Raw genomic sequence first — 26,998 nt, forward strand, 5'->3', positions numbered from 1 at the left:
AAAGGATAAAATCGGCCGCATTGCCGTTGGGCGATTCTCTTATTTATTCTTGCATTTTCAGGGTATTACTGTGCTGAGATTTCTGTGTTTTTCGTTATTAGCAACCTATTCATTATCATCGATAGCGGCACCAGGCTATATCGACCCGGAGCCCATGGCGCAACAAATCAAAACAGCAGTTGGAGAAGTTGATAGTAGTTCTCCCACTCAGGTTCCTATCATCACCTGGGGCGGCGAACTGGTCTCCATCTTTGCCAATGGTAATAGCCTGACTACCCAGGAAAACAGCTTAATGGCACAGGCCGGGTTGAATATTAAACTGGTCAAACAGGATGTGTTTCAGGAGCAGGTAAAAGATTATATGTCGGGCCGTTCGCCCTACCTGCGCTGCACCATTGGAATGTGTAACCAGGCGCTGGATATTATTAATGCTGACCCACGTACCCGCCCGGTCATTATTCATCAGCTCACCTGGTCCAGAGGTGGCGATACACTGGTCGCTAAAGGCAAAGCGATGCAGGTGAAAGATTTAAAAGGTAAAACCATTGCGGTACAGGCGTATGGCCCACACGTAGATTTTATGACTACCGTACTGGAGCAGGCCGGATTATCCACCAATGATGTCACCCTGAAATGGTTACCGGAACTGACCCAGCACCCGGATTCACCGCCACAGGCATTAACCGAACCCGATATTGATGCTGCTTTTATGATTATTCCCGATGCTTATCCAATTACTTCTGGCCGCCGGGTGGGTACCGGCGAAAAAGATTCCATCGCCGGAGCACGCATGATTATTTCCACCATGTTCGCGCGCCGGATTATTGCTGATGTATATATGGTTCGCTCTGACTATTTAGAGCAATACCCACAGGAAGTGAAAAAGTTTGTGGGCGCATTGACCCGCGCCGGGCAACAAGTGCCTAAGCTGATGAAAGACTTATCCAGCGATGAAAAAATGCAGCTGGTATCTGCTGCCGGGGATATTTTATTAGGCGATAAAGAAGCCATTCCGGATATTGAAGAAATGTTTTACGACGCTCAGTTTGTTACCGTCGAAGACAACATTAATTTCCTGCAGAACGCCGATTACCCACATAACGCTGATGTGCTGAACAAACGGGTTCAACAATCGTTTAATGAATTAGGGCTGATTTCTACTCAGGCTGACATCCAGAAAGCCCAGTGGAATTATTCGGAGCTGTAACGCTCCGGATAATTCAGTTTAGTGAGCGATCAGAACTTATCTTCTAACAACTCTTTGCCCGCCCGTAACGCTTCCTGAGCGGCGGGCGCGCCACAATACACCGCAGAGTGTAATAACACTTCGCGGATTTCTTCGGGTGTTGCACCGTTGTTTAAAGCGCCCTGAATATGGCCTTTGATTTCAGTGGATGCTTTTAACGCCGCCAGCATACCAACCGTTACCAACGAGCGGGTTTTACGATCTAACCCGTCACGCTGCCATACCGAACCCCAGGCGTGTTCATTGATCCACTGCTGCGCAGGCTCCATATACGCGCTGGTGTTGCCCATGGCTTTGTCGACGAATGCTTCTCCCATTACTTCCTTGCGAATCTTTAAACCGTTTTCGATATCTTCTTTGCTCATGTTGTGTCTCTGTTGCTTTGTTTTAGCCTTGGTGTTGGTGGCTGGATAATAGCATTCTTCCAAAGGCTGGGGATGCAACCAGTATGATTTCAAATTTTCAAGGAGTGAAAGCAAACCTTATTTTCGTGCTTGCCTGCTTTCTCAGCAGGTGATAATTTAAACATTAGTGAAATCAGTGGGTTACGGAAGTGGTTTACAAGATAGTAGGCATACCGTGGCCGAAATAGTGTGCGCGCACGCTTTTCTGGAAGGGAATTATCTTGCTAAGGAAGGTTTCAACGTGAAATCAATTAGTTACACCCCTAAGCTCGAAAAGTTCTCGCTAAGATATCAGGCGCGAACACGAATAAACTGTTAGCTGCTTTACCAAACTATCAAGTATTAAGGAGAATAAATGGACAGTAAAATTAAGATTAAGATGGGGCCAATCGAGATTGAGTACGAAGGTAGCGAGGCATTTTTAAAAGAAGAGCTTCCCGCATTGCTATCTGCTGTTTCTGATTTATATAAGGAAAGTGGGGTAACCGAAGCTCCGACCGCACAGGAGCCGGTAGCAGCTCCTGTTCAGAATAGCTCTGTTGATGCTTCTTCTAGTGCCCTACAAGCGACTACTGGATCTATAGCTGCTCAACTAGGTGTTAAGTCCGGCCCAGACCTTATTTTGGCTGCAGCCGCACGAATGACATTTTCACTTGGAATGGATACTTTCAGTCGATCTCAAATAACAGAAGAAATGAAAACAGCTTCTGCATATTTTAAGAAGACCCACGTCAATAACCTAACCAAATACCTTAATCAGCTTGTTAAAGATCAGAAGCTATTAGAAACCTCAAAAAATACATATGCTTTAAGCGCTTCAGCTAAATCGAGTATTGGTGCCCGAATTGCTCAGTAGTGAATCATTAAAAGAGCATATATCTGACCCAGATATAAACCAAAAAGACAAAGTCCTCCTTTGTCTCGCCGTTGATATTGCAACGCCAAAACCAGTTAAAGATATTACTCTGGTTGGTGTTCATTGCGGGTATCCAACAATAAAAAAACTTAACGTTTCATCCATATTGTCACGTCATAAAGGGCTAGTTGTTCGAAGTCCAGAGGGATGGGAACTTACCGCCAAAGGAAAGGCGCATGTTAAAAGCCTAATTGGTGGGCCAGTTGCTGTTTTATCAAGTTCGCTTAGAACAAGTTTAGATAGCATAACAAATCATGAAACTAAGGCTTTTGTTGAAGAAGCTGTGCAGTGCTTTGAAGCGCATCTTTACCGAGCTGCCGTCGTACTATCTTGGGTTGGCGCAGTTTCAGTCCTGTACAATCATGTGCTAAATAACCACAAGCAAGCTTTCAATTCGGCTGCCGCAAAGAAAAATCCCAAATGGAAGGCCGCTAATACAAGTGACGATCTCACGAGAATGAAGGAAGCGGATTTTCTTGAGGTTTGTGAGTCAGCATCTGTAATTGGTAAAAGTGTAAAACAAGAGCTTCAAACGGCACTCACATTTCGAAATGGGTGTGGCCATCCTAATAGCTTAAAACTAGGTGAGCACCGTGTTTCTGCACACATCGAGAGTCTGATTTTAAATGTTTACTCTCAATACTAAGCAGCTAACAAGTGGCTGTTGCCGGACGTGCCTACACTTCGCTTCGGCACGCCGCAAAGCCAGGCGTTATGAGTAAATATATGAAGAGAATTCTCTCAGAAGGTAATCATTACTTAGCAATCTACGATGATATTAAAGAAGTTCGAATGGGAATTTTGGTTGCTGATATTACGATATATGATACAAGTAATGATCACCAGATAATGCACTTCAAAGAAGTGATTTTGGAGGAATTTCCTTGGTCTTCAGCAACTACTATTTCTGTTAGATATAGATATATTGATGGATGTTGGACTTTATTGCATTTAGATGTTGATAACTTACGATATTGTGAATCAAAAAGCATTAGCATGGATGCAATAAAAGAAAGCGAATGGAAATACTACAATCAAAACCCACAACAAACCGCACCATAATTCCGACGCGCTTTGCGCGCTCATGTGCGGAGACGTTAGTAGACATTAATATGAGTGATTTTTATAACTCTGGATATTCTGGTGGTGATTGGTATGCGCTACGGGATGCAGTTTTGATGGCTGCAATGAAAGATGCACATGGAAAAATGGAAATTTTCGATAAGCTACCGCCGCACTTAAGAAAAACAGAAATTGGTGATCTAGTGTATCAAGCGGTATATCTTGGTCGTAAAAAAGCTGCCTTTAAAGCTGCAAAATTGTTGGTTGGTGGTTCTGATAAATATTGGCTAATACTAGAAAAAGGTTAATATCCGCTACGAACAAAGCTAGTCAGTGTCGCCAGAAAGCTGATTGGACTCACCACTACCGGCAGGTGCCATATATCTGTTTTCTAGTCCATATTACGGTATTAAAGGAAAACTATGAATCGAATAAAAATTTACATAACACTGCTAATACCTGCCATTCCCTATTTTTTAATGATTTACTACCCAGAGAAAATAGATCCCGTATTCAGGTTTTTAGCCTCAAGCAGCGGGGTCTATGCATGGGCTATTTTGCTAAACACTTTCTTTGTATCAGTTTACTTTGGCGTATATCGCGACGCTGATCGAAGTGGCATTCACAAAAACTGGTTACCATATATAAAGCTATATTTTATTTTCTTTGGGGTAACCTCTACTATATTAATTTTTTCAATTGGCATCAGCGTCATCAAACCAATTTTCTATTCAAGCATTGGTGGCATATTCTTGTTTTACATTTGGCAGCACTATGCAACAAGAAAATAACAAGCTACTAGAAAATTTCAGACTGGGCTCTATACCAGCCGCCCTTCAATCTCCGCCAGCAACCGCTGATACTCCGGACTTTTATCCACCGAATAATTAAGATTCTTCAGTAACCCCGTCAGCTGAGTATAAAAGTCCCGCAAAGCACCTTTACTTTCGATAGCAGGCTGGTGAGCAATCACCTTTTCTAACAAGTGCAATAACGCCTGCTGGCGTGCCATCGGCACTGACACATCGACATCGTCAAAGGCATCCTGCTGCAGGTACACCATATCTAACAACGAGGCTTTCTGGCTAAGAATAAAGTCATCGCGGCTTACGCCTTCTTCACCCGTCACCTGCATCATGCGGTTAATTTCTTCACCACGCTCTAATAACTCGCGCAGCTGCATCACCCGATCGGTCCAGCCGATTTCGAGGTTTTTCTCAAACCAGGGTTTTAACTGTTGCAGATAACGTGACCAGCTCAATAATGGATCAACCGCCGGATAAAAACGCTTGTATGCACGATCTGCCGATAAACCTAAAAAGGTTTTTACCGTACCCAAAGTAGACTGAGTTACCGGCTCTTCGAAGTTACCACCAGCCGGAGACACCGTGCCGATCATGGTAAACGTGCCGGGTTTATCTTCATCTTTGCGTTGTAATACCCCTGCACGTTCATACACATTTTTAATCGACGAATCGAGATACGCCGGGAAGGCTTCTTCACCGGGAATTTCTTCCAACCGCCCGGAAGTTTCGCGCATCGCCTGCGCCCAGCGCGAGGTGGAGTCGGCAATTAATAACACGTCAAACCCCATCGCCTGATAATACTCGGCTAGGGTAATGCCCATATAAATCGACGCTTCCCGAGCCGCCACCGGCATTGACGAGGTGTTGCAAATAATAATGGTGCGATCCATCAGGGTGCCGCCGGTTTTGGGGTCTGGCATATTGGGGAATTCCTGAATGGTTTCCACCACCTCACCCGCACGTTCTCCACACGCCACCACAATCACAATATCAACATCGGAATAACGCGAAATTAACCCTTGAAGTACGGTTTTACCGGCACCAAACGGCCCGGGGATACAGCCGGTTCCGCCTTTGGCAATCGGGAAAAAGGTATCCACTAAGCGCATGGTGGTGGATAACGGTTGTTGCGGATATTCACGCTGAGCCACACCGCGCTCGGTTAATGCACGGGCAATGGGTTTACGAATTGGCCAGCGTTGTTGCAGCGACACCTTGCGTTCAATCCCCTGATCGTTCGACAGCTGCGCAATAAACTCACGTACCTGTACATTGCCCTGCTGAATCCAGTCCAGATTCCAGTCACCGTTTAAATCAAGCGGTGCCATGATTTTATGGGTAAAACGTCCTTCTGCCACGGTGCCTAACACTTGTGCCGCACGGACGGTATCACCCGAACGTGCCAGCGGTTTAAATAGCCATTTTTTATCCTGATCCAGCGCCTTAACCTCAACGCCGCGTGGCAAAAAGGTGCCGAAGTCATTAGCCAATGCTTCCAGCGGGTTTTGCAGGCCGTCGTACACCATGCCTAATAAACCCGGGCCTAATTCAGCCGATAACATTTCGCCACTTTGTACCACGCCATCACCCACGCCCACACCCGTGGTGCTTTCGTACACCTGAGCATCGGCTTGTTTACCGTTAATACGTAATACTTCGGCTTTTAACCATTCCTGTCGTCCTTCACCAGTCATGGAAGAAGTCTGAGCACTAGCCTGACCATCATGCGCCAGACGTGACGGCAGAATATAAATCACTTCATTTTTAATCAGTGGTGCAACCTTGCCATCGTTATCAATGCTTTCAATGGTCACCAGATCATCCTGTACCGCTACCACCCGTGCGCTGATATCCTGATTAAATTGGCTCATTAAAATTCTCCATGAAAGTCTTCGGGCAAGCCGCTGATGCTACTATCGATTAATTGCTGAAAACGTCGACTGGCCTGCTCGGCGTTATAACGACTCCAGCGTTCAATAATGTCCCACTTCAATACGTATACCACGACGGCATAAAAGCTGAAGGTTTCGCCACCGGAAGTCACCGGTAAACCCGTATGAGAACGTGATAAATGTTGCCAGGCCACCTGCAACAAAAGTTTTTCTAATAACAGAGGTTCGTCGTCATCCATCAGTTGTTTGGCTTCAATCAGCCAGGGCCGAGCGTGTTCTAAACGAAAATACGGTTCTTGCCAGTTATTTTCGATGCTCTGTTTAAAGCGGCTAACGGTCCAGTCGCCACTCAATGGCGAAGACGGTTCCTGATAGCGATGCCGTAACGCACCAACTAACGTGCGGAAATCCAGTTTATCGCGCACCAGTTGATTCAGTGCCGGATCGCTGATGGTATTCAGTACCTGTTTAATCACCGAAATTGGCAGCGAATTATGCAATTCGTGTTTGATTTGAGGTGATAAATACCCCCACTGCAATATACCTTCGATATCTTCCAACAGGCTGCGATGTTGAGGCGTCAGTGCCGTGAGTTTTTTATCCAGTGCTAACCGTGATATCGGTGTTTTTTTCGCAGAAAATAACGATAAATGAGACGGCAAGCCAGTCAGCAAACTCAGGTACTGATCCTGATTGTGCCAGTCAACCTGTTCACAAGACTCAGGACGATAGCCGCTTAAGTTGACCATCAGTGGATCACACCTTCTAACAAGGCGCGAAAACGCGGTTGAAGATATTTCAGCAATAAATCAGCAATGGCTTTATCACTGATATCCACCTGCATATCATGCCCTTTGAGTTTCATCACAATACCCGCTTGTTGCTCGCCAGCGGCAAAGCTGAGGCCTTCACTGAACATTTGTGCGGATAAATGTGCAGCTAAATCCGTTAATGGCCCTTCGCTGGCTTTCTCCGGGTTGGCACGAATATCGTCTAATTGCATCATTTGTTGCGGAATTAATACCTCGGCTTCCGTCACTCCTTTATCCGCTTTAACGCGCACATCTGAGCTGATCAGGCGTACCGCTTCGAGAATGATTTTTTCTAACAACGGCACCGATGCCGCTTGTTGGGAAATCTCGCGCGAGAAGTCCTGAGATAAACGCTCCAACATGGCGTTTTTCATATCCAGCACCATATCGCGGAATGCCAGCTGTAATGCATCCTGAGCGGCTTGTTGTTCACGCTCAATTTGCTCGTGGCTTTCTTTTAATAACGCTGCGGATTTTTCCTTGGCTTGTTTTAGCATCAGGTCTGCGCGCTTTTCCGCTTCGGCAACAATATCCAGTGCCTGCTGTTGCCCGGCCTGAATGCCATCATTTTTTAAACGATCAACCAGTTCATCAATACCGGAGGAAATACGCTCGGGTGTATTTTTTTTCATAACATTCTCCCTGGCTCGTTGTAGTTATGGTTGTGGCTGTAGTTATGGCTAGCGTTAGGCATCCGGTAAACTGCCGGATAACACCAGAGCAAAAATAAAGACAAACACACCAAAACCTTCAACAATGGCCGCCGGGGCAATGGATAAGGCAAAAATTTCCGGCTTCTCTTTGGAAGCATTAATGGCCGACGCACACGCCCGCCCCTGCCAGATTCCGGTAAATAACAACGCCAGCCCGGCCAACAAACCAATACCCATCAAACCACCGCCATTTACGGCACTAATATCCCGTTGCAGGGTAAACATTAAAACAATACCGTAAATAACAAAGGAGGACGGCAATACCGATAAACCAATAAAACGGCCATAACCAGATTCGGTATCCAGCATGGCACCAATAGCGGCTTGCCCGGCAATAGCACACCCCATCACACTGCCAATTGCCCCCAATGCAACCGGAGCAAATAATCCTAACCAGCCCAGTGCAATCACCATTTCATTCATGTGTTGATTCCTCCATTCGTACATCGGTTTGCTGCAGTGAAAAACGCGAAAAGGCATAACCCTCTCCCGGTTCACCCCAGTTATAAAATTCAATAAAGTTCAGCCGCAGGCCGTGCACCACACCACTCATAATGCCCAGTGCCAGATTGATGATATGCCCAGCCAGAAAAATTAATGTACCTGTCACCAGACTTAAACCACTGTCGGATTGATAGGCACTGTGTGCCAGATTATTAAAGGTTAATGCCAGTGACGCACTGGCTAAGCCCAGCGCAAACAAACGCATATAACTGAGCACATCGCCAAATAATTTACTGAGCCCGGTGAGTTTTAATAAACCATCGGTCAGGCGCAAAAGCGCAGACGGAATGGAATTGACTGGGCGGTCACTGGAAAATCCTAATAAACCCATCACACTAACGGCCAATAAACCGTATACAGCCGCGGTTGGAATAACAGCAGGCTGCAACCAGATGGCACAACCACCCAAACAAATACCAATCCAGCCTAGTGCTGGAATATATTTTTGCCGCTCATGGCGGTAATTCCAGGCCATACTCAGGTTGGCAATCACGATATGACACACACCAATTAATACAGATAAAGTCATCATCGCGTCGTAATTATTCAGATCGATGATTTTTAACGGCGCGAGAAAACTATCGGGCGGTGCTTCGTAACCAAAATAGCTGCCCACCATCACGCCCCAAACTGCCGCTCCGGATAACATAAAGCGTAATAAGCTGGCCATCGAAGCCGACAAGCGTTTCCAGCTCAGTGCAAGAAAACCACCTAATAACACGGCATATCCGGCATCCGATAAAATCATGGCAAAGAACAGCGTAAAAGACAGATACAAATGCACCGATGGGTCCCAGCTGCGGTAATCCGGCAACTGATATACCGAAGCCAGATCAGCACCGGCTCGGAATCCTTTCACTGGTTGTAATAAGGTTGGTGGTGAATCGTCGGCTTGTGGATCTTCGGCCACAAAAGCAAACCCTTGCTGCTGACTCAACTGGGTTAGCGCCATCAGGTTTTTAACCGGCAGCCAGGCTTTTAATAAAAATAGTGAAGCGCTATTCAGCGTTAAAGCCGGGTCATTATCCGTGTCGATGTCTTGCGTTTGCTGCAGAACGTATTGGAATAATGCCCGGTTATTGGCCTGGTCGAGGTCCATTTGTAATTGGGGTAAATAACGACACAACTGCTGGCGACGCACCTGCAATTCTTCCAGTCGTAACTCCGTTTGCTCGCGCTGCTCAAGTAAGGTGCTCAGCGGCAAGCTGCCCAGGTGCTCTCGGGCAACCGGTAATATCTGACTATCGGGTTCGTCTGCTGACACCAACACCACATACAGTTCATGATGCTGGTTGCCAACAATTTTCCACGGCAGTGATAACTGCTCTAATGCAGCACGATGTTTAACCGGCAAGCGATAAAACCAGAAGCGGAAGTGGTCGACATAACTTTCAGGCGGGAAGTTAAAATCTCCCCAGGCTTTCATTGTGACAATACGGTCGTTTAATGCTTCTAAACGATCAGCCACATCCCGGATCTGATCTTTCAGGGCTAAGACTTCGGCTACCACCCGGTCAAAATCAAAATGACGTGCGTGTTTTAATGCTCGGCGCGGGTTAGACGTTCGCTGCAAAAAGTGGATAGCCTGATAGGCTTTTTGTGCTTTAGGCGATAATTCCAAATCGTGTGCCGAGTTGGGTTTATCTTTATCGATAATATGTAATTCACCAAACCCCTGCAGGGCAGCAACGATGTTCTGCTTATCCTGATTGCGACCAACCAGCGTGACTTTTTTCAGGCGTACAATACTCATATCGACGCCTCACTCAGAGTCAGACTCTCGCCATGTGCAGTTGACTGAGCAGCACGCTTACCTTTGGCAATTTTGGAGGTGATGACGGCTTCCCGATCTTTATCATCAAGGTAAATCTGGATTTTACGAATATTCGCCAGTGCTTCTGGTATCAGGACTTTATCGAACAGATTGACTCGCTGAGTCACTTTTAATAGTTCAGCCTCTAAGCGCGCTAATATTTTTTGCTGTTGCAGACGTTTTATTTCCGTTTCCAGCGCTTGTTTTAACAGCCGCTGAATACCATCAACCCAGTGAGGGCGGGTCATTATGGCGATAGGTGCACAATCAAACTCAATCTGTTCAATTTCCTCAATCCAGACGCCAACAATATTCGTTTGACGCTTTTTTACCGCTCGAATCACGACCAGATCCTGCAGCTCAATGCGTTCGTTCGCCAGCATTGGATACTGTTCAGCAACCCGCTGTTGAATACGCTGCAGTATTTGTTGTTGCTGTTGCAGAGTTTGCTGACAGTCTTTCACCGTGACCATTAATTGCTGGCGCTTCATTTCCAGCGACGGCAAAAAACGCCGGTAAGCGGCCAGCTGTTTTCGCTGTGCGGTTAACGTCGCTTTCGACAATAACAAACGCGCCATCAGACAATGGCTCCGGCTTCTTTATGTGGAGTCGTTTTGTTATCCGCGTCCGTGCCCGTGGTATTGATGCGCGGGAAATATTTATTCACCAATTCCTGTTTCATCAACAGCTGATCGGCACTAAAACAGTCGGCCATAATTTTCCAGGCCAGATCAAGCGCATCTTCTAACTCCATTGACACTTCCAATTCCATAAAGTGTTCACGGAATAAAGCACCAAATTTCAACAATTGCTGGTCGTAATCACTGAGCTCAAATGCCATGGCCTGTTTTTGTTCGGCTTCAACCGCTCCGGAATAAAAGCGGATCATGGTATTCATTACCTGGCTGTGATCTTCACGGGTTTGTTTACCAATCACAAATTGCTTCAGGCGAGATAAAGAACCGAATGGATCTAACACGCCACTGTGCAGGTAGAACTGGCCTTCGGTGATATAACCGGTGTTATCCGGCACCGGATGGCTGACGTCATTCCCCGGCATGGTGGTGACCGACAAAATGGTTACCGAGCCACCTTTGGCATAATCGCAGGCTTTTTCGTATCGCCGTGCCAGCTGCGAATATAAATCGCCCATATAACCCCGGTTAGAAGGCACCCGTTCATTGGCGATGCCGACTTCTTTCAGGGCATCGGCATAGGCGGTCATATCGGTTAATAACACCAATACCCGCTTGCCTTCCTCCACGGCAAAACGTTCTGCCACTGCCAATGCCATATCCGGCACCAATAAACGCTCGACAATGGAATCGGAGGCCTGATTCACAAACATCACGGTACGTGCCAGCACTCCGGCATCTTCAAACGACTGACGGAAGAAATAGAAATCATCAAACACCAATCCCATACCACCAAAAACAATGATGTCGGCATCGGCCTGAATACCAATACGGGATAAAAAGCGGTTGTAGGGTTCACCAGAGACGGAAAAGATCGGGATTTTCTGGCTTTCAACCAGGCAGTTAAATACATCAATCATCGGCACCTTGGTGCGGATCATTTGTGATGCCAACACCCGGCGCATCGGATTCACAGTCGGCCCACCAATCAGCACCCGTGTGTCGTAGCTGAGTTCCGGGCCGTTATCGATGACCTTGCCTTTACCGTTAAAGGTCCGGCCGAGAATATTATCGGAGAAGGTCACCTGCATCGGGTGGCCGAGAAAAGTCACACTGGCATCGGTTGCCAAACCTTTGGTGCCATCCAGCACCTGCATGGTGACCCGGTTGCCTTTGATATCAATCACCTGCGCCAGACGGCTGTCTTGCTGGTCATCTTTCTGGCCGGAGACCAACGCCAGGTCGTTCAGGCGTACCAAAGGGGGCTCACCAACCGCTGGCACCGGAATTCGTAGCTTCAGCAGATCGCCAACGATTTCTTCAATCGATTGATAAGACGTTTGTTGTGACCCCATAACCATTCCCTTGTTGGTCCAGTAAAAAGCTGAGCTAGTGAAAAGCCGATCTGGCAAACATCAGCCTAGTCAGGCAGAGCGGATGTATCCTTGATTCAAATCGTTTTTTATGACGCTTTTTGTGTCGATATCAAAGATAATAGAGGGAGTTACCGAAGCAACCAGTGATATTGGTCATTCTGTCAGTAAAAATGACCACCTTGTTTCCAGGAGATGACGATATGCCAGCACTCATCGTTTTTTATGATGGCCTTTGCCCACTATGCAGCAAAGAAATCAATCACCTAAGAAAGCTTGATAAACCTGGATTATTAAAGCTGGAAGACATTAATCAACACGACTTTGAGTCCCGCTATCCACATATCAGTAAAACAGAAGCCAACGCCGTTCTGTTGAGCCAATTACCCGATGGCACCTTGCTACGTGGTTTAGATACCACACATGCAGCCTGGTCATTGGTGGGCAAGGGATATTTAACTGGCTGGCTGCGTTGGCCACTGATTCGCTGGTTTGCCGATAAGGCTTATCTATTTTTTGCCCGTCGGCGGCATACCATTTCACGATTATTAACCGGCCAGGAGCGTTGTGAAGCGTGTGAGATTAACTCAGACCGTTAACAACAAGTGATCTGAGTATCAGCGATGAGTTAAGCCGTATCCTTCGGCAGCAAGCCAGTCGATAGCCTCAGCTTCAGAGGCAAAAGCACGACGCTGAAAGTCACCGGTTTCGGCGACAAAATCTTCCAGCTGAAGCTTTTTGAGCATTGACGATGAGTAAACATGAGCAGCGCGCTTGAGACCATTACCACAACACCAGGCCACTAATTCTTCGACAATGGGTTTTATTTCCGGTACGCCGAGACTCCAGTCATCCAGATACACCAGATGCCCCCAATCAGCCCCAACCAATGGTGTAACCTTGGATTTCAGATCTTTCGAAAAAGCATGAGCAGCTTCTTCATTCCAGGCCCCACTCAGGTTGGCCAGCAAAATATTGCCAGACACTGACAGAGTAAATTCGCCATGTTGAACCGATGATAACTGCATACATCCGGCCGCGATTATAAGAGTGAATAATCAGATTGGATGATCGTTGGCAGACTGTCAACAGGCGACAAGTCCAAAAAAGTCATCCTGTTCAATCAGCCTGGGATTCAGGATTATCAGGCTCAATAGACAGGTCCTCATCAGAGCTTGTCGGTTGAGAGAAGTCCTGCAGAGGCAAGCGTTTTGGCTGGTAATCTGACGCTGATAACAAATCAATCACTTTCTGACATAACTGCCCGGGCTGAAATGGCTTGATCAGATAATCCGACACACCCAGTTCAACCGCTTGCTGAACCTTAGCCACCTCAGATGACGACGTGACCATCATAAAAGGCAGACCCTGGGTTTCTTCCGCTTTCCGTACCATGGTCAGCACCTCCAGCCCGGATAGCTTTGGCATTGACCAGTCACAAATAACCAGATTTACCGCATGTTTCTCCAAAAAATGGATACTGTCTTCACCATCAATAGCGCATAAAACATTCTTGAATCCGAGATCTTTGAGAAACGATTGGAAAACGGCACGAATAGAGCCCTGATCATCCACAACCAGGATGCGTTTATTCTTTATCGAAGCTGGAATATCTAGCTCCATTAATCCACCTCTGAATAACGGGCTGTTGATAAGACCCGTAACAAAAAATCTGTTAAAACCTGCTATTCAGACTAGCATGCATCGCCTAATCAACAAGGTTTTGTAGCATTTATTGAGAGGCTGCCGAACTGGAACGGCGGCTGGCTTCCAGCTTCTCACATAATTGCCGGGTACCAACCAGAAAACGTGAGGTGGGCCGCTGAAAAAACTCCGGGTGAATATGAAATAAGCTGCCGGATTGTACGGCGTTCAACTTAGGATAGTCTCTCCAGCCATCCAGCCATTCAGGTCGTGACTCTCCCATACCGCTGGCAACAATGGCATCAGGGTTAGCAATTAATACCGATTCTTTGCTGATCTGTGGTGCACGAATATCCAGTTCGGCATAAATGTTGTTGCCACCACACAACTCAATTGCCTTGGAGATAAACGTTTGTCCGTTTTGAGTCATCAGTGGTTCATGCCAGACCTGGTAGAACACGGATACAGGCGTTTGATGGCTATAAGTGTCACGCAGGTGAGTGACTTCCTGCATAAATGAATCGGCCACCTGATTACCCTGACTTTCCAGCCCGGTCATTTTGCCAAACTTGCGCAGATTATCGGCAATTTCTTCGTAGGTAACCGGGTCTGAAGCAAACAACTTAAACCCCAATTGTTGCAGGCGGTGCAACTCACGGGTGGTATTGCCATCGGGCCAGGACAACACAACATCGGGCTGTAACGCGGCAATGGCTTCAATATTTAAACCACTGTAACCACCAATGCGGGGGATTTTTTTTGCCGCTTCCGGGTAGTCCGAATATTTCACAGCACCGACAATTAAATCACCGGCACCGACTTCAAACATCAGCTCAGTACCGTGTGGCATTAAACTGACAATTCGGGTGACGGGTTTGCCAAAGGTGTGCTCGACACCAGCATCGTCAATTAGGGTAAATTCGGCATATAAATTCTGCCCCAATATAAGCAGAAAAGCGGAAAGCAATAAATAAGGTAATTTCATAACAACCTGTCTGAACCTTCTGATAGATCAATCTGATCGCTTTATTTTTCTCCGTCGCGCCGAAGGGCCATCCCTGGCCCTGCCGCGCGAACGCAACATGAGCACTTGGCACGTCCATGTACCTCACCCTACGGGCTACTCCGTAGTGCAAAAATGCTTTCCTGCATTTTTGTGTTGCTGCTATGAAAAACAAACCAATCAGATTAATCCTGTACATGTTTCTATTCTGTAACATCCAGTTGTTTTAAAACTGTTCGTATTTTTTCGAACCGATTAAATTCTGGCATACCAATGCGCAAGCGTTTTTGCTCTTTAAAACAACGCGTCCAGATTTTTTGCTGCGCCATTTTTTGCTGCCATTGCTCCACATTAGGATGCTCCAGCGTGATAAATAAATCACTGCTGCCTACTACCGGAAGCTCAGCACAGGCATCTAACATCAGCTGATGAACATGCTGCAGTTTTTGGCGATTTTCCGCTTGCCAGCTTTTATCAGATAACGCTTGTTTTGCCAGCCATAATGATAAGCCGGAAACAGGCCACGGGCCTAAAAGCTGTTCCAAGGAATCGCGATATCTTTCACCGATCAGTGCTGCGCCTACTCGCAACCCCGCCAATCCAAAAAACTTACCAACCGAGGTTAATACCAGTGTATTGTCGCGAAGGTGAAGTGGTTGATTATCAGAAATGTCAGAAAAAGCAGCATCTAATATTAGCCAACCATTATGATCATTCAGTTTCTGTTGCCAAAGCGCGATTTGTTGATGATTCCAATATTGGCCAGAAGGGTTATCCGGGTTCACCAGAATTAAAATATCCGGCAGATCGACGGCTTCATTATGCTTCAGCCGTAGCAGCACATGGTTTAATTCATCCAGGCTTTTTTCTTCTACCTGTGCGCCGGGTTGCTGCCATTGATAAGCGTGCTCACCGTAACTCCCGGCTAACACCCATACCCTCAGTTGATGAGTATCACGCTCAAAAACATGCTGCGAAAAGAAATCCGGTAGTTGCTGAATTAATGCCTGGCTGCCCGCCGATAAAACCACCAGCTCCGGTTTTAAATCAGCGATTAAAAATCGATAATACTCAGCCCATACGGCCGAAGATTGCTGCAACTGTTCACGCTCTGGCAAATGGTGCCAACAGGTGTGTGGCACCTGAGAAAGGTGCTGCTCTACCGGCCAGGCATAAGGAGAAATACCTGTCGATAAGTCCAGCCACTGCTCCGATGAACCACCAAATTGATTGATCGCTTGTTGCAAATTACCGCCATGAAGCGGCTTCGAATTTTTCATCAAACCATACACATCAAAGCGGAGAATAACCCCAGCATCAGCCAAGCCGCCATAAAAATAACCACACTCTTTTTCACCAGGCTGAGGGCAGTAGCAATATCCGTCACATCAGCTGGGACTCCGACGCCCATCGGCGGTTTATTTTGCCATTGGCCATGATAATAAGCGCCTTCTGACAGAGTACGCTGAATCGCACCCGCGCCAGCGGTCATAACCACACCACCGTTTGGGCTGGCACAGTGTTGCGCCTGAGTTTTCCAGCAATAACGGGCACTGTTCCGGGAGCGACCATTTACAGAGTGTCGTGGACTTAACAAGCAAAAACAGCAGGCAGTAAGCCGGGCCGGAATATAGTTAACCACGTCATCCAGATAGGCCGCTATTCGACCAAAATACAGATATTGCGGATTTTTATAGCCCCACATGGCGTCCAGAGTATTCAGCCAACGGTGTAACAACGCCAACGGCGCTCCACCCACGGCAAACCAGAATAACGAAGCAAAAATGGCATCCGAGCTGTTTTCTAACGTGGTTTCAATACTGGCCTGAGCAATTTGTGGTGCATTTAAAGAGTTGGTTTCACGGCTGACAATCCAGCTGAGTTTCTGCCTTGCCTCTGTTAACCGTGAATCTTTTCCAGCCAACGCTTGCTCAACCGCTTCAACATGTTGCTGCAAACTGCGACCGCCAATACACAGATACAGCAACAAAGCTTCTAGCGTATACGCCAGCCAATGCGAGTAGCTGTGCAGCAGTTTTAACCCAACCAAGAAAAAAGAAAACAGAGGCACAACCACAATCATCAGCGCCACCGTCCCCAGCACTATCTGCCCGGTGGGTGACTGACATGCACGAATCACTTTAATGGTTGAAACCTGAGGGTTCAGATAGCGTTGCCAGAACGCTGCCCAATAACCAAACCCGACTAACGGATGAAAGCGTTTTGGTTCAGCCAGGCGATAATCCAGTAATAAAGCCATGGCTGCAAAAAATGCACTTAAAAGTAGCGTCATGCCGTAAAATACTCAAAATTCATAAATACCGGGCCAAACACAGCGACAAAGGCCACGGAGTTTACCAGAAGGCCCGATTTATGACCTCAGCACCACAGCAGTTAATGATACAAGGCACCACCTCGGATGCCGGAAAAAGTACCTTAGTGTGTGCATTAGGACGTATTTTTGCTCGTAAAGGCATTGCAGTGGCTCCGTTTAAGCCACAAAACATGGCACTCAACAGTGCCGTCACCGCCGACGGCGGTGAAATTGGCCGTGCGCAGGCGTTACAGGCTTTAGCGTGTCAGGTTGAGCCCACTACCGATATGAACCCGGTACTGCTGAAGCCGACTTCTGATATGGGCAGCCAGGTGATTATTCAGGGCAAGTCCATTGGCAATCAGCAAGCGCTTGATTATCACGCCTATAAAAAAACCGCGATGAATGCAGTGCTGGATTCTTACCAGCGACTGCAACAACAGTATCAAAGTGTTTTGGTGGAAGGTGCCGGCAGCCCGGCGGAAGTGAATTTAAGAGCCAACGATATTGCCAACATGGGGTTTGCCGAAGCGGTGGATTGCCCGGTGATTCTGATTGCCGATATTGATCGTGGCGGTGTTTTTGCACACCTGGTCGGCACCCTCGATTGTTTAAGCGAATCCGAACAAAACCGTGTGGTTGGTTTTGTGATTAATCGCTTTCGTGGCGATATTAAACTGCTGCAATCCGGCCTCGATTGGCTGGAACAAAAAACCGGTAAACCGGTACTCGCGGTACTGCCGTATTTACACGGTTTATATCTCGATGGTGAAGACGCATTAAATCTGCATCAACATCTGGAAAATGCCGGCAACACACAACAAGTATTAAAAGTGGTGGTGCCGGTTTATCCGCGCATTAGTAACCACACCGACTTTGACGCATTACGGGTGCATCCGAATGTGGATTTACAACTGATAGGCCCGGACCAAACACCGCCACCAGCCGATCTGGTGATTCTGCCCGGCTCTAAAAATACCCGCGCCGATCTTGAATGGTTATTACAGCAACCCGGAAACTGGCAGGAATATTTAAATCGCCACCTGCGTTATGGCGGTAAATTATTGGGCATTTGTGGCGGATTACAAATGCTGGGAACCTGCGTTTTTGATCCACAAGGGGTTGAAGGTACGGCCGGAGAAACACGCGGCTTAGGGTACTTACCCATCACCACCACTCTGGATGCCGAAAAAACGTTAAAACAGGTCGAGGGAATATTAGCGCTACCCAACCAACCGGCCGTGCCAATTCAGGGCTATGAAATTCATGCCGGCATTTCTCTGAGCGATCAATCCGTTCATCAGGTAATTACCTCTGGCAATAGCACCTGCGGTTATCTAAGTGACGACCAACAAATTTTAGGCACCTACTGGCACGGCTTATTTGATACCCCAGAAGCGTTGCAACAATTATTAAACTGGGCTGGATTAAATAAAGAGGACAATGCGTTATCGGATTTTAATCAGATCCGCGAACGGCAGATTGAGCGCCTGGCTGACAGCACGGAAGCAGCCCTCGACTTTGGTCGTCTGGAAGAAGCTCTGAAAAGTTTTGCTGAGTTTCGAGCAAATCCATAATTTCAATGCATTATCCGCAAATTCATACTTTTTTTGCATTTTATGAGAAATATCAGTAGATTGCGCGCCCGCAGAAAATTGTAAAACAAGGTAAAACGCATGGGTGATGCTGATTTAGTGTTTCAGAGCTATGGACGTGCCTGCAACAATCCGTCTTTCTTTGAAGAGTTCTACTCGAACTTCATGAGCAAATCCCCGGATATTCGCGCCATGTTTGTGAATACCAACATGGAAGCGCAACGAGGTTTATTGCGCGGCGGCGTACTGTGGCTAATCATGCATGCCCGCGGCATGTCGGATGCTAAAATTCGTGCCCTGGGTGAAAGCCACAGTAAAAAAAATATGAACATTAACCCGATGTTTTATGGCTTCTGGCTGGATGCGCTGCTGGAAACACTGAAGGTATATGATCCGGAGTTCACACCCGAGCTGGAACTTTGCTGGCGCTCAACTTTACGCCCCAGCATTGAGATGATTCAGGATATGTACGATAAATAACGAGCTAGCCCCACACTCACAATGTGAGCGCAGCCAGCAATAAGGCTTCCTGAACCGCAATGGTGGCACCCATGGTGTCACCGCTGCAGCCGCCAATCCGCTTGATCATCATTTGCCGCGCAAAAACATTCACCGCCAGATATAACAGCAGCACCAGTATCGCTTTGTGCTGAAACACCACCACCGCCGTTACAGCCAGAATGACGCCTGTCACCAGCAGTCGTGTCTGGGTAGCGCCGCTTACCAGAGCGGTCGCCAGACCTTTGGCACGCACATACGGCGTACTGGCTAATAAGCCTAATGCACTGGCACGTGCCAATGCCGGAATCAGTATTAAAGCCGTCAGATAAAACCAGTCGGATGTCGCTTGCTGTAACAACACCTTCTCTAACAACACCTGCACTCCGGCAAACTGCACCAGTAATACCAGCATCACCGCCAGCACCCCGATTGGGCCAACACGTGGATCTTTCATAATCTCCAGCGTGCGCTCTTTATCGCCCAGTCCGCCAACCCAGGCGTCGGCACTGTCGGCCAACCCATCGAGGTGCAAACCACCGGATAACAAAATCCAGATGGCCGTTGTTAATGCCGCAACCAATAACGGTGATGCTTGTGGGTTATACCACCAGCAAATCAGAATAAAGGCGATTAACAGGACACCAATAACAGCACCCACGACCGGGTAAAACAGCAAAGATTTTTGCGCAACTTCGTCATCCACCCGTTTCAGATACGGAGCGGGTAAACGAGTCAGAAAAACAACGGCATACCAGAAAGCCCAGTAGTAGCTGCTCATGCAGGCTGGTTCTCCAGAATGCCACTAACATCATCAGCGGTCAGGTCTTCACCATCCATGGCCAGCAGCGATACCCAATGCCTGGTTTTGCCTTGTTCTTCGGTGTGATCAATCTTAAAGCGTATTAAACCGGCATACGGAATCGCCAGACGGTTCATCGCTTGTGGGTCAAGTTTCAGCAGGTATTGCGCCAACACCCGCATCACTCCGCCGTGATTAACCACCAGCACATGCTGCCCCTGATATTGCTCTAACACCGCATTCCAGGCGGCGATAATACGCTGTTGAAAATCGGGGACGGCTTCACCGTTTGGCGCACAAAACTCCAATGGGTTCTGCCACATTTTTTGAGCCAGCTGAGGGTGCTCCTGAAAGACCTCAGTGACGGGTTTATTTTCCCAATCGCCGTAAAAAATTTCCTGCCAGGATTCCACCACTGCACAAGGAATTTGTTGCTGATCGGACAGCCACTGGGCACTGTCAGCACAACGCTGCAACGGCGAACTGATAATTTGTTGCCAGTTCTGCGCGTGTTTTTGTACCCGCGCCTGAAACTGTTGTTTGCCCAGCTCACTCAGTGCCAGGTCAACACGGCCACGGAAGACATTGCCACCCACCGGCTCCCCGTGGCGAATTAAATCGATATAAGTCGATGTCATGCACATGTCCTCAGACGTCAGAACCAGAGCCAGAGCCAGAGCCAGAGCCGGAGACACCGGCCTGAGCAAAGGTGGCCATCTGGCCATGCAATGCCAACGCCTGACGTAACACACTGATGGCGACTCCAGCACCGGAGCCCTCTCCCAGACGCATTCCTAAATCCAGAATTGGCTCGGCACTCAGAGCGGCCAGCAATTGCAGGTGCCCCGGCTCTGCAGAACCATGACTGAAGATCATCCAATCACGAACGGATGGATTTAACTGAACCGCCAACAAGGCGGCACTGGTGGTAATAAAGCCATCGACCAACACCGGGATCCCCAGCTGTGCAGCGCGGATATACGCGCCGGCAATCGCACCCAGTTCAAAACCACCCAGTTGAATCAAAGCATCCACAGGCTTGTGGATATAAGGCAAAGCACGTTGCACACTGGTGATTAATACATCCGTTTTATGATCCAGTGCCTCACCATGAACACCAGTTCCCGGGCCGGTCAGACCGGCAACATCCAGCTTTAGCAACACGGCGGCCATGGCACTGGCGGCCGAGGTATTGCCAATGCCCATATCTCCGGCGAACAACAAATCACAACCTGCCTGATGCACTCTGTCGACCTGATCTGAGCCCAGCTGTAAGGATTGCAACGCCTGCGGTTCGGTCATCGCCGCATATTGAGAAAAGTCTGCGGTCCCCGCAGCAATGGGTTGATGAATCACACCTGCCAGATCCAGACAGTCACTCGCGGTGCCACAGTTCACTACTGAAAGCTCAAACTGATTGTTGTTCGCCAATACCGAAATTGCGGCGCCACCGGCAACAAAGTTTTTTAGCATTTCCACCGTAACGGCCTGCGGAAATGCTGACACACCCTGCGCGACCACACCGTGATCTCCGGCAAACACAACACAGTGGGCATTGTGAATCTCCGGTTTTACCTGGCCCTGCATCGCGGCCATATCCATTGCCAGCTTCTCCAGCTTGCCCAGTGCGCCCGGAGGCTTGGTCAACTGATTTTGATGCAGCAACGCCTGCTCACGAATATCGTCATGTTTATCGGCAGCTGGCTGCTGCCACCAGTAAAGAGAACTCGTCATAAAATAGGTCTTATTAATGGGCGGTGGGTGTGCAACGCATCATATCAGTTAATCAGACTGGCAGCCTGAGAAACCGGCTGTCCATTACGCTTAAGTGGCATCGGTAAACCGGCACTGACCAGGGTCACATGTGCAACACGGCGAGCGATTGCCTGATGTAGCCACCCGGCTTCATCAACAAAGCGGCGACTGAGCTCCCCCATCGGCACAATGCCCAGCCCGACCTCATTGCTGATCAACACCAGTGGCTGCTGCATCCGCTCCAGCTGTTGCAGAAAGTCCTGCTTTTGCCGGGGCCAGAACTGTGGGTCTGAATGCAACAAACCGTTGGTTAACCATAATGTCAGACAATCCACCATCACTGCCGCTGAAGGCGAGTTCACCTGAATTTGTCGCAGACAGGCGGCCAGATCCAACGGCTCTTCAATAGTATGCCAGTCAGCAGGACGATCCCGGCGGTGCTGCTCAATGCGCTGCTGCATTTCACCGTCACGATTTTCAGCCGTGGCGATGTAGACCACTTCGGCACCGGTTATTTGCTGCACCGTCAACATCTGTTGCTCGCCGTAGCGGCTTTTTCCACTACGAGCGCCCCCTAAGATCAATTCGGTTGCTTGCATCTGAGCTATAATTCCTGATTCATTGCAACGGATTTAACCATAAAGGAGAAGGATTTATGAGCGAAGAGCAGAGAATTCATCCGCGCTCAATTCTGAAAAGCACCGTCAGTGTGTTTGAGCGGGACAGCAAAGAGTACCTGGGATTATTGGTGGATTGTTCGGAAAGCGGCATCAAGATTTCCAGTTACGAAGCTCTGGCGCCGGGCACGCGCTTTGAGTTAGATCTGGTGGATATTCCGCCGAATATCGATGGCCGCCGTACCGGACAATGCATCGCAGAGGTGATCTGGAGCGATAAACTGACGCCTAGCCTGTATGGCAACGGCTGCGTGATCACCGACGCATCCGATATGCTGAAAACCATGATGAAGGGTTACAGCCAGCACTGACAGAGCTGTACTAACAGAGCAACACTGGAACAGTATTCCGCTGTTTTTTTATTCCTTATAATGCGCCTCATCTTGTTTATGCAGGCGCAGATATGGCCTCCTCATTAAGTTCCCCTTCTGATTTAGGAACACCTCCTGATCACATTCGTTTTGGCATCGACCTGGGTGGCACCAAAACCGAGATCATAGCTCTGGATCATCAGGGTGAAACCTTATTGCGTCAGCGCACCAACACGCCAACTCATAGCGAACACAGCACGCCTGTTGAGCATTATCAAGCCATCATTAACAATATCGTTGCCATGGTGCAGCAAGCTCAACAGCAGCTGAGTATTCAGGAGTACACCTTGGGCATTGGTATTCCCGGTGCGATCAGCCCGGCAACGGGCCTGGTTAAAAATGCCAATACCACCTGCCTGATTGGTAATGACTTGCAGGGAGATATCGAACAAGCACTGGGGCACCCGATTGTGATTGCTAATGATGCGGATTGCTTTGCTTTATCGGAAGCCACCGATGGCGCGGCAGCAGGCAAAGCATCCGTTTTTGCGGTGATCATTGGCACGGGGTGCGGCGGTGGCTGGGTAATCAATGGTCGATTGGTCAGCGGGCCGAATGCCATCGCCGGAGAATGGGGGCACAATCCGTTGCTGTGGCGCGATGAGCAAGATCCACAAATGGACTGTTATTGTGGCCAGAAAGGTTGCCTCGAAACTCTGTTATCCGGCCCGGGAATGCGTCGCATCGCTCAACAGGAAACCAGCATTGATCAATCTTCACAACATTGGTTTGCCAGCTATCAGCAAGGTGATACTCAGGCCCGACAAGTGATTGATCGCTATCATCGCCGCTTAGCCAAAGCGTTGGCCGGGGTGATTAATACGCTCGACCCACACGCGATTGTGCTGGGTGGCGGGGTATCCAATCTCGATTCGATTTATCAGCACGTGCCACAATTGTGGGGAGAATACGTGTTCTCAGATACAGTGAATACACCCTTACTGAAAGCCCAATATGGCGACTCCAGCGGTGTTCGTGGAGCCGCCTGGCTGGGAGCGACGACCAAATAGCTAAGAAGCGACGAAATAAATAAAAGTGTTAGCGAAGCAGGTAAATCAATAACGTCAGCTACAGACGGTGAAAATATTTTCTCAAGAACAAGGCGCAATGTGTGATGTGTAGTTCACCTACATGAGCACACTGCAACACAGTTCAGGGGAAATAGATCATCGTCACAGTAGCCAGCCACCGATGGCGGCTACTGCGATTACCACCATCCAAATCGACATACTGCGCAGATGCAACGAATGCCATTCCTGCAGCTCTTTCGCGGCCATTTCGGCATTTTCGTCCGCCCGGTGCCAGTGTTTCTCCTCGCCATTATGAGTCAGCGAGCTACAGGCAACCTGATACAACACATCGGCACTGCTGGCCTGGGTTTTCCATAAGAAGCTCTGCCAAACCGGCAAAGCACGAACAAAGTTCCCGGCCAGACCAAATGTCAAACCTAATAAACGAGCCGGAATCCACTCCAGCCAATGCAAATAACGCCAGCCTTTGGCATCACACTCACTGGAGCGGGCGTATTGCACACTGAACCAGGCCAACAGCACACCCGCCACATCGGCCACCATGTACCAGAACACCATAAGGAAAAAGTATTCAAACCAGCGGTGTAACAAGACCCGGATCACCTGTAGATTCAGCGTGGCGGCATCATTAGCCAGTTCGATTTCAGGAATCGCCAGAAAACGTTCAGCACAGTGGTAAGCGCCTTGGGTATCGCCTCGCTCCAGATCCTGCAGGTACGATTTAAAGTGACGTTCAAAACTGATGTGGGATAACACATACAGCAGCAATGCTACTTCCAACACAACCGCAATTAAGCCCCAGGCCATCTGCTCTATATAATAAAAGCCCACAGCCACCAGCACGGTTGGCATAATCACCATCCAGATATATTTCAGGTGGCGCGGCAAGCGGTTAAAACGTGCGCCGTTTAACCACAAATTCATCCAACGCGCGAAGCTGCGGCTACGGGTGTTGCGTTGTGGTAAGGGCAGGTTGTTCTGTAAAAACAGCGCAATAAAAACAATCAGAAACTTCATGCGATATCCTTTTTAAAGGCTGACCAGTTAAATGCCGGGCCCGGGTCGGTTTTACGGCCCGGAGCAATATGTTCATGACCGACAATGCGTTCCGGGGTGATATCAGGATAGGCGAGCATCAGCGCTTGGGTGACATCCGCCAACACCCGGTATTGTGCTTCGGTGTAAGCCTCGTGATCGCAACCTTCCAGCTCAATCCCAATAGAATAATCATTGCAGTTTTCCCGACCTTCAAACGCTGAAATACCCGCATGCCATGCTCGATCATTCAGGTTCACAAACTGAACCAGCTTGCCGCTGCGTTCAATGAATAAATGGCTGGAGACCTGAAGATTAGCAATTTCAGCAAAATACGGGTGTTCATCCGGCGATAAACCATTCCGAAAAAACTGTTGCACATAACCACCACCGTACTGGCCCGGCGGCAGGCTGATGTTATGTACCACCAATAATGAGATGTCAGTCTGAGGGCGCTCACCAAAGTTGGGCGAAGGTAGCCACTGAGCCTGATCAATAATTCCGTTAACAACTTTCATAAGGGGGATTTAACCTGAAAACAAGTGCGGACTCTAGGGATTCGTATGACTGAAGTGAGCTGCCGTCTTTTTTGTGGCCAAACGTCTTTGTGGTCAATGGCTACAAATCAAGGTTTGTCGTAGTTTCCCTGATTGGCTTCCCAGACAAGCGCCGATATAGTGTCGGGTCAATTTCATATCAATAACAATTCTAAGGAGCTGTGGATGGAAGCGCTCAACAATCTGATTTCTCAGATTAATGCCTTTGTTTGGGGTCCACCTATGTTGGGGATGCTGGGCGTCACCGGGGTGTTATTAACAGCAGGCATGGCATTTATGCCATGGCGCAAACTGGGTCATGGTTTCCGCCAGTTATTCGCTGATCAGCCAGATAGCAAAGACGGTGATGTGAAGCCGTTTAATGCCCTGATGACGGCGATGTCGGCTACCGTTGGTACCGGTAATATCGCTGGTGTGGCCACAGCCATTGCTCTGGGTGGCCCAGGCGCTATTTTTTATATGTGGGTAATTGCTCTGTTTGGTATGGCAACCAAATACGCCGAGGCCGTTTGTGCCGTGACCTACCGTGAAAAAGACGCCAACGGCAATTTTGTTGGTGGGCCAATGTATTACCTGCGTAATGGTGTGGGTGAGTTCGCTCCAGAAATGGGAAAAACCCTGGGCGTTCTGTTTGCTGTTTTTGGTGCGGTTGCCGCCTTTGGTATTGGCAACGCGGTTCAGGTGAACTCTATGGCCGCCGTATTAAACAATAGTTTCAGCATTCCCACCTGGTTAACCGGTGTATTGGTTGCCGTACTGGTTGGTTTTGTGGTGTTTGGCGGCATCAAACGTATTGGTGAAGTAGCGGGTAAAATTGTTCCGGCGATGATTGTGCTTTACGTTGGTGCATCTCTGGTCATCCTGATGATTAACATCGCTGAAATTCCAAACGCATTTGCGATGATTTTCCAATACGCATTTGAGCCGATTGCCGCAGCAGGTGGTTTTGCTGGTGCCGCGGTTGCTGCAGCGATTCGTTTTGGTGTGGCGCGTGGCGTGTTCTCCAACGAAGCTGGCCTGGGTTCTGCGGCCATCGCCCATGCGGCAGCGAAGACCAATAACCCGGTGCAACAGGGTTTGATCGCCATGCTGGGTACCTTTATCGATACCATCATCGTTTGTACTATGACAGCACTGGTTATCCTAACGTCTGGCGCCTGGACGGCCGTTGGCGCTGATGGTGCCGGTTTGACCGGTGCCTTACTGACATCAGAGGCCTTTAACAGCTCTATTGCAGGTGGCAGCTATATTGTGACCATTGCACTGGCAGTGTTTGCTTTCACGACCATTCTGGGCTGGTCTTATTATGGTGAGCGCTGCTGGCAGTACCTGTTCAAAGAAAAAACCCTGATCGTTTATCGACTGATTTTTGTGGCGGCCATCGTTTATTTTGCTAATGCTAAAGTGGACTTCGTCTGGAACCTGTCAGATACCTTCAATGGTTTGATGGCCATTCCAAACTTGGTTGGCTTATTACTGCTGGCGCCAATGGTGTTTAAGGTGACTCGCGACTATTTCCAGAAACAGGGCTAGCTTCAGA

General features: G+C 48.3%; 30 protein-coding genes. 11 read left to right on the forward strand and 19 right to left on the reverse strand.

Going from position 1 to position 26,998, the window contains the following annotated elements; all coding sequences use genetic code 11:
• The first annotated feature begins 70 nt into the window (after positions 1-70).
• The gene (locus tag KFF03_RS14315; RefSeq protein ID WP_255857596.1) at positions 71-1,207 is read left to right on the forward strand and encodes an ABC transporter substrate-binding protein; all 1,137 of its coding nucleotides are present in this window, start codon (positions 71-73) and stop codon (positions 1,205-1,207) included.
• A gap of 29 nt (positions 1,208-1,236) precedes the next feature.
• Here the strand turns inward: KFF03_RS14315 and KFF03_RS14320 are convergent, their stop codons facing one another.
• Positions 1,237-1,611: a carboxymuconolactone decarboxylase family protein gene (locus tag KFF03_RS14320; protein WP_255857597.1), complete on the reverse strand. Its 375-nt coding sequence runs from the start codon at positions 1,609-1,611 to the stop codon at positions 1,237-1,239.
• A gap of 394 nt (positions 1,612-2,005) precedes the next feature.
• Between KFF03_RS14320 and KFF03_RS14325 the strand changes: the two genes are divergently transcribed.
• The 4 genes from KFF03_RS14325 to KFF03_RS14340 are packed head-to-tail and all read left to right on the forward strand — an operon-like array spanning position 2,006 to position 3,936.
• Positions 2,006-2,506 carry a hypothetical protein gene (locus KFF03_RS14325; protein ID WP_255857598.1) on the forward strand — a complete coding sequence of 167 codons (501 nt, stop codon included), beginning with the start codon at positions 2,006-2,008 and terminating at the stop codon, positions 2,504-2,506.
• Positions 2,496-3,212, forward strand: a complete 717-nt coding sequence (locus tag KFF03_RS14330) for a hypothetical protein (protein ID WP_255857599.1) — start codon at positions 2,496-2,498, stop codon at positions 3,210-3,212. The genes KFF03_RS14325 and KFF03_RS14330 overlap by 11 nt, the downstream gene beginning before the upstream one ends.
• Before the next feature lie 11 nt (positions 3,213-3,223).
• On the forward strand, positions 3,224-3,628 hold the full coding sequence (locus tag KFF03_RS14335) for a hypothetical protein (RefSeq protein WP_255857600.1): 405 nt from the start codon (positions 3,224-3,226) through the stop codon (positions 3,626-3,628).
• 50 nt (positions 3,629-3,678) lie between these two features.
• On the forward strand, positions 3,679-3,936 hold the full coding sequence (locus KFF03_RS14340) for a hypothetical protein (protein ID WP_255857601.1): 258 nt from the start codon (positions 3,679-3,681) through the stop codon (positions 3,934-3,936).
• Positions 3,937-4,448: 512 nt separating this feature from the next.
• Here the strand turns inward: KFF03_RS14340 and KFF03_RS14345 are convergent.
• The 7 genes from KFF03_RS14345 to KFF03_RS14375 are packed head-to-tail and all read right to left on the reverse strand — an operon-like array spanning position 4,449 to position 12,158.
• Positions 4,449-6,305 carry a V-type ATP synthase subunit A gene (locus KFF03_RS14345; RefSeq protein WP_255857602.1) on the reverse strand — a complete coding sequence of 619 codons (1,857 nt, stop codon included), beginning with the start codon at positions 6,303-6,305 and terminating at the stop codon, positions 4,449-4,451.
• Positions 6,305-7,075: a hypothetical protein gene (locus tag KFF03_RS14350; RefSeq protein WP_255857603.1), complete on the reverse strand. Its 771-nt coding sequence runs from the start codon at positions 7,073-7,075 to the stop codon at positions 6,305-6,307. Before KFF03_RS14350 ends, KFF03_RS14345 begins: the two co-directional genes overlap by 1 nt.
• Complete coding sequence (locus tag KFF03_RS14355) at positions 7,075-7,770, reverse strand: hypothetical protein (protein ID WP_255857604.1); 696 nt, start codon at positions 7,768-7,770, stop codon at positions 7,075-7,077. Before KFF03_RS14355 ends, KFF03_RS14350 begins: the two co-directional genes overlap by 1 nt.
• 54 nt (positions 7,771-7,824) lie before the next feature.
• The gene (locus KFF03_RS14360; RefSeq protein ID WP_255857605.1) at positions 7,825-8,274 is read right to left on the reverse strand and encodes an ATP synthase subunit C; all 450 of its coding nucleotides are present in this window, start codon (positions 8,272-8,274) and stop codon (positions 7,825-7,827) included.
• Positions 8,267-10,108, reverse strand: a complete 1,842-nt coding sequence (locus KFF03_RS14365) for a V-type ATP synthase subunit I (protein WP_255857606.1) — start codon at positions 10,106-10,108, stop codon at positions 8,267-8,269. The genes KFF03_RS14360 and KFF03_RS14365 overlap by 8 nt, the downstream gene beginning before the upstream one ends.
• Positions 10,105-10,746 (reverse strand): V-type ATP synthase subunit D, encoded by a 642-nt coding sequence (locus KFF03_RS14370; RefSeq protein ID WP_255857607.1) that lies wholly within the window; start codon positions 10,744-10,746, stop codon positions 10,105-10,107. The genes KFF03_RS14365 and KFF03_RS14370 overlap by 4 nt, the downstream gene beginning before the upstream one ends.
• Entirely contained in the window at positions 10,746-12,158 is a 1,413-nt protein-coding gene (locus KFF03_RS14375; protein WP_255857608.1) for a V-type ATP synthase subunit B, read from the reverse strand. The genes KFF03_RS14370 and KFF03_RS14375 overlap by 1 nt, the downstream gene beginning before the upstream one ends.
• Positions 12,159-12,379: 221 nt before the next feature.
• Between KFF03_RS14375 and KFF03_RS14380 the strand changes: the two genes are divergently transcribed.
• Positions 12,380-12,775 (forward strand): thiol-disulfide oxidoreductase DCC family protein, encoded by a 396-nt coding sequence (locus tag KFF03_RS14380; RefSeq protein WP_255857609.1) that lies wholly within the window; start codon positions 12,380-12,382, stop codon positions 12,773-12,775.
• Between the two features lie 18 nt (positions 12,776-12,793).
• On the opposite strand, the gene KFF03_RS14385 is transcribed toward KFF03_RS14380, so the two are convergent.
• From KFF03_RS14385 to cbiB, 5 genes are all read right to left on the reverse strand, one after another.
• Positions 12,794-13,204, reverse strand: a complete 411-nt coding sequence (locus KFF03_RS14385) for a hypothetical protein (RefSeq protein ID WP_255857610.1) — start codon at positions 13,202-13,204, stop codon at positions 12,794-12,796.
• A gap of 91 nt (positions 13,205-13,295) precedes the next feature.
• On the reverse strand, positions 13,296-13,799 hold the full coding sequence (locus KFF03_RS14390) for a response regulator (protein WP_255857611.1): 504 nt from the start codon (positions 13,797-13,799) through the stop codon (positions 13,296-13,298).
• Between the two features lie 109 nt (positions 13,800-13,908).
• Positions 13,909-14,805: a cobalamin-binding protein gene (locus tag KFF03_RS14395; RefSeq protein ID WP_255857612.1), complete on the reverse strand. Its 897-nt coding sequence runs from the start codon at positions 14,803-14,805 to the stop codon at positions 13,909-13,911.
• 221 nt (positions 14,806-15,026) lie between these two features.
• Positions 15,027-16,103, reverse strand: a complete 1,077-nt coding sequence (locus tag KFF03_RS14400; protein WP_255857613.1) for an aminotransferase class I/II-fold pyridoxal phosphate-dependent enzyme — start codon at positions 16,101-16,103, stop codon at positions 15,027-15,029.
• Positions 16,103-17,116, reverse strand: a complete 1,014-nt coding sequence (gene cbiB, locus KFF03_RS14405; RefSeq protein WP_255857614.1) for an adenosylcobinamide-phosphate synthase CbiB — start codon at positions 17,114-17,116, stop codon at positions 16,103-16,105. The genes KFF03_RS14400 and cbiB overlap by 1 nt, the downstream gene beginning before the upstream one ends.
• Positions 17,117-17,196: 80 nt before the next feature.
• Between cbiB and KFF03_RS14410 the strand changes: the two genes are divergently transcribed.
• Together KFF03_RS14410 and KFF03_RS14415 are read left to right on the forward strand one after the other, a co-directional pair.
• Positions 17,197-18,714, forward strand: coding sequence for a cobyric acid synthase (locus KFF03_RS14410; RefSeq protein ID WP_255857615.1), 1,518 nt, complete (start codon positions 17,197-17,199; stop codon positions 18,712-18,714).
• 99 nt (positions 18,715-18,813) lie between these two features.
• Positions 18,814-19,212: a globin gene (locus KFF03_RS14415; RefSeq protein WP_255857616.1), complete on the forward strand. Its 399-nt coding sequence runs from the start codon at positions 18,814-18,816 to the stop codon at positions 19,210-19,212.
• A gap of 16 nt (positions 19,213-19,228) precedes the next feature.
• Here the strand turns inward: KFF03_RS14415 and KFF03_RS14420 are convergent, their stop codons facing one another.
• From KFF03_RS14420 to cobU, 4 genes are read right to left on the reverse strand one after another with little or no spacing between them, the layout of a single operon-like run.
• Positions 19,229-20,011 carry an adenosylcobinamide-GDP ribazoletransferase gene (locus KFF03_RS14420; RefSeq protein WP_255857617.1) on the reverse strand — a complete coding sequence of 261 codons (783 nt, stop codon included), beginning with the start codon at positions 20,009-20,011 and terminating at the stop codon, positions 19,229-19,231.
• Positions 20,008-20,670, reverse strand: coding sequence for a histidine phosphatase family protein (locus tag KFF03_RS14425; protein WP_255857618.1), 663 nt, complete (start codon positions 20,668-20,670; stop codon positions 20,008-20,010). The genes KFF03_RS14420 and KFF03_RS14425 overlap by 4 nt, the downstream gene beginning before the upstream one ends.
• A 10-nt stretch (positions 20,671-20,680) precedes the next feature.
• Positions 20,681-21,766 carry a nicotinate-nucleotide--dimethylbenzimidazole phosphoribosyltransferase gene (cobT, locus tag KFF03_RS14430; RefSeq protein WP_255857619.1) on the reverse strand — a complete coding sequence of 362 codons (1,086 nt, stop codon included), beginning with the start codon at positions 21,764-21,766 and terminating at the stop codon, positions 20,681-20,683.
• Between the two features lie 44 nt (positions 21,767-21,810).
• On the reverse strand, positions 21,811-22,386 hold the full coding sequence (gene cobU / locus KFF03_RS14435; protein ID WP_255857620.1) for a bifunctional adenosylcobinamide kinase/adenosylcobinamide-phosphate guanylyltransferase: 576 nt from the start codon (positions 22,384-22,386) through the stop codon (positions 21,811-21,813).
• Positions 22,387-22,442: 56 nt separating this feature from the next.
• Between cobU and KFF03_RS14440 the strand changes: the two genes are divergently transcribed.
• Together KFF03_RS14440 and KFF03_RS14445 are read left to right on the forward strand one after the other, a co-directional pair.
• Positions 22,443-22,775, forward strand: a complete 333-nt coding sequence (locus KFF03_RS14440; RefSeq protein WP_255857621.1) for a PilZ domain-containing protein — start codon at positions 22,443-22,445, stop codon at positions 22,773-22,775.
• Positions 22,776-22,867: 92 nt separating this feature from the next.
• Positions 22,868-23,845: an ROK family protein gene (locus KFF03_RS14445; protein ID WP_255857622.1), complete on the forward strand. Its 978-nt coding sequence runs from the start codon at positions 22,868-22,870 to the stop codon at positions 23,843-23,845.
• Positions 23,846-24,007: 162 nt separating this feature from the next.
• On the opposite strand, the gene ampE is transcribed toward KFF03_RS14445, so the two are convergent.
• Together ampE and ampD are read right to left on the reverse strand one after the other, a co-directional pair.
• Positions 24,008-24,883, reverse strand: coding sequence for a regulatory signaling modulator protein AmpE (gene ampE / locus KFF03_RS14450; RefSeq protein WP_255857623.1), 876 nt, complete (start codon positions 24,881-24,883; stop codon positions 24,008-24,010).
• Positions 24,880-25,419: a 1,6-anhydro-N-acetylmuramyl-L-alanine amidase AmpD gene (gene ampD / locus KFF03_RS14455; protein WP_255857624.1), complete on the reverse strand. Its 540-nt coding sequence runs from the start codon at positions 25,417-25,419 to the stop codon at positions 24,880-24,882. Before ampD ends, ampE begins: the two co-directional genes overlap by 4 nt.
• A gap of 204 nt (positions 25,420-25,623) precedes the next feature.
• Here ampD and KFF03_RS14460 point away from each other — a divergent pair, with 204 nt between their 5' ends.
• Entirely contained in the window at positions 25,624-26,991 is a 1,368-nt protein-coding gene (locus tag KFF03_RS14460; RefSeq protein ID WP_255857625.1) for a sodium:alanine symporter family protein, read from the forward strand.
• Positions 26,992-26,998: the final 7 nt, after the last annotated feature.

This window comes from Bacterioplanoides sp. SCSIO 12839, from assembly GCF_024397975.1.
GTDB lineage: Bacteria > Pseudomonadota > Gammaproteobacteria > Pseudomonadales > Oceanobacteraceae > Bacterioplanoides.

Excerpts from the sequence above, each read along its gene's own strand:
- KFF03_RS14320 (WP_255857597.1), bottom strand. The coding sequence starts at position 1,611 with ATGAGCAAAGAAGATATCGAAAACGGTTTAAAGATTCGCAAGGAAGTA.
- KFF03_RS14325 (WP_255857598.1), top strand. The coding sequence starts at position 2,006 with ATGGACAGTAAAATTAAGATTAAGATGGGGCCAATCGAGATTGAGTAC.
- KFF03_RS14340 (WP_255857601.1), top strand. The coding sequence starts at position 3,679 with ATGAGTGATTTTTATAACTCTGGATATTCTGGTGGTGATTGGTATGCG.
- KFF03_RS14345 (WP_255857602.1), bottom strand. The coding sequence starts at position 6,305 with ATGAGCCAATTTAATCAGGATATCAGCGCACGGGTGGTAGCGGTACAG.
- KFF03_RS14350 (WP_255857603.1), bottom strand. The coding sequence starts at position 7,075 with ATGGTCAACTTAAGCGGCTATCGTCCTGAGTCTTGTGAACAGGTTGAC.
- KFF03_RS14355 (WP_255857604.1), bottom strand. The coding sequence starts at position 7,770 with ATGAAAAAAAATACACCCGAGCGTATTTCCTCCGGTATTGATGAACTG.
- KFF03_RS14360 (WP_255857605.1), bottom strand. The coding sequence starts at position 8,274 with ATGAATGAAATGGTGATTGCACTGGGCTGGTTAGGATTATTTGCTCCG.
- KFF03_RS14365 (WP_255857606.1), bottom strand. The coding sequence starts at position 10,108 with ATGAGTATTGTACGCCTGAAAAAAGTCACGCTGGTTGGTCGCAATCAG.
- KFF03_RS14370 (WP_255857607.1), bottom strand. The coding sequence starts at position 10,746 with ATGGCGCGTTTGTTATTGTCGAAAGCGACGTTAACCGCACAGCGAAAA.
- KFF03_RS14375 (WP_255857608.1), bottom strand. The coding sequence starts at position 12,158 with ATGGGGTCACAACAAACGTCTTATCAATCGATTGAAGAAATCGTTGGC.
- KFF03_RS14380 (WP_255857609.1), top strand. The coding sequence starts at position 12,380 with ATGCCAGCACTCATCGTTTTTTATGATGGCCTTTGCCCACTATGCAGC.
- KFF03_RS14385 (WP_255857610.1), bottom strand. The coding sequence starts at position 13,204 with ATGCAGTTATCATCGGTTCAACATGGCGAATTTACTCTGTCAGTGTCT.
- KFF03_RS14390 (WP_255857611.1), bottom strand. The coding sequence starts at position 13,799 with ATGGAGCTAGATATTCCAGCTTCGATAAAGAATAAACGCATCCTGGTT.
- KFF03_RS14395 (WP_255857612.1), bottom strand. The coding sequence starts at position 14,805 with ATGAAATTACCTTATTTATTGCTTTCCGCTTTTCTGCTTATATTGGGG.
- KFF03_RS14400 (WP_255857613.1), bottom strand. The coding sequence starts at position 16,103 with ATGAAAAATTCGAAGCCGCTTCATGGCGGTAATTTGCAACAAGCGATC.
- cbiB (WP_255857614.1), bottom strand. The coding sequence starts at position 17,116 with ATGACGCTACTTTTAAGTGCATTTTTTGCAGCCATGGCTTTATTACTG.
- KFF03_RS14410 (WP_255857615.1), top strand. The coding sequence starts at position 17,197 with ATGACCTCAGCACCACAGCAGTTAATGATACAAGGCACCACCTCGGAT.
- KFF03_RS14415 (WP_255857616.1), top strand. The coding sequence starts at position 18,814 with ATGGGTGATGCTGATTTAGTGTTTCAGAGCTATGGACGTGCCTGCAAC.
- KFF03_RS14420 (WP_255857617.1), bottom strand. The coding sequence starts at position 20,011 with ATGAGCAGCTACTACTGGGCTTTCTGGTATGCCGTTGTTTTTCTGACT.
- KFF03_RS14425 (WP_255857618.1), bottom strand. The coding sequence starts at position 20,670 with ATGACATCGACTTATATCGATTTAATTCGCCACGGGGAGCCGGTGGGT.
- cobT (WP_255857619.1), bottom strand. The coding sequence starts at position 21,766 with ATGACGAGTTCTCTTTACTGGTGGCAGCAGCCAGCTGCCGATAAACAT.
- cobU (WP_255857620.1), bottom strand. The coding sequence starts at position 22,386 with ATGCAAGCAACCGAATTGATCTTAGGGGGCGCTCGTAGTGGAAAAAGC.
- KFF03_RS14440 (WP_255857621.1), top strand. The coding sequence starts at position 22,443 with ATGAGCGAAGAGCAGAGAATTCATCCGCGCTCAATTCTGAAAAGCACC.
- KFF03_RS14445 (WP_255857622.1), top strand. The coding sequence starts at position 22,868 with ATGGCCTCCTCATTAAGTTCCCCTTCTGATTTAGGAACACCTCCTGAT.
- ampE (WP_255857623.1), bottom strand. The coding sequence starts at position 24,883 with ATGAAGTTTCTGATTGTTTTTATTGCGCTGTTTTTACAGAACAACCTG.
- ampD (WP_255857624.1), bottom strand. The coding sequence starts at position 25,419 with ATGAAAGTTGTTAACGGAATTATTGATCAGGCTCAGTGGCTACCTTCG.
- KFF03_RS14460 (WP_255857625.1), top strand. The coding sequence starts at position 25,624 with ATGGAAGCGCTCAACAATCTGATTTCTCAGATTAATGCCTTTGTTTGG.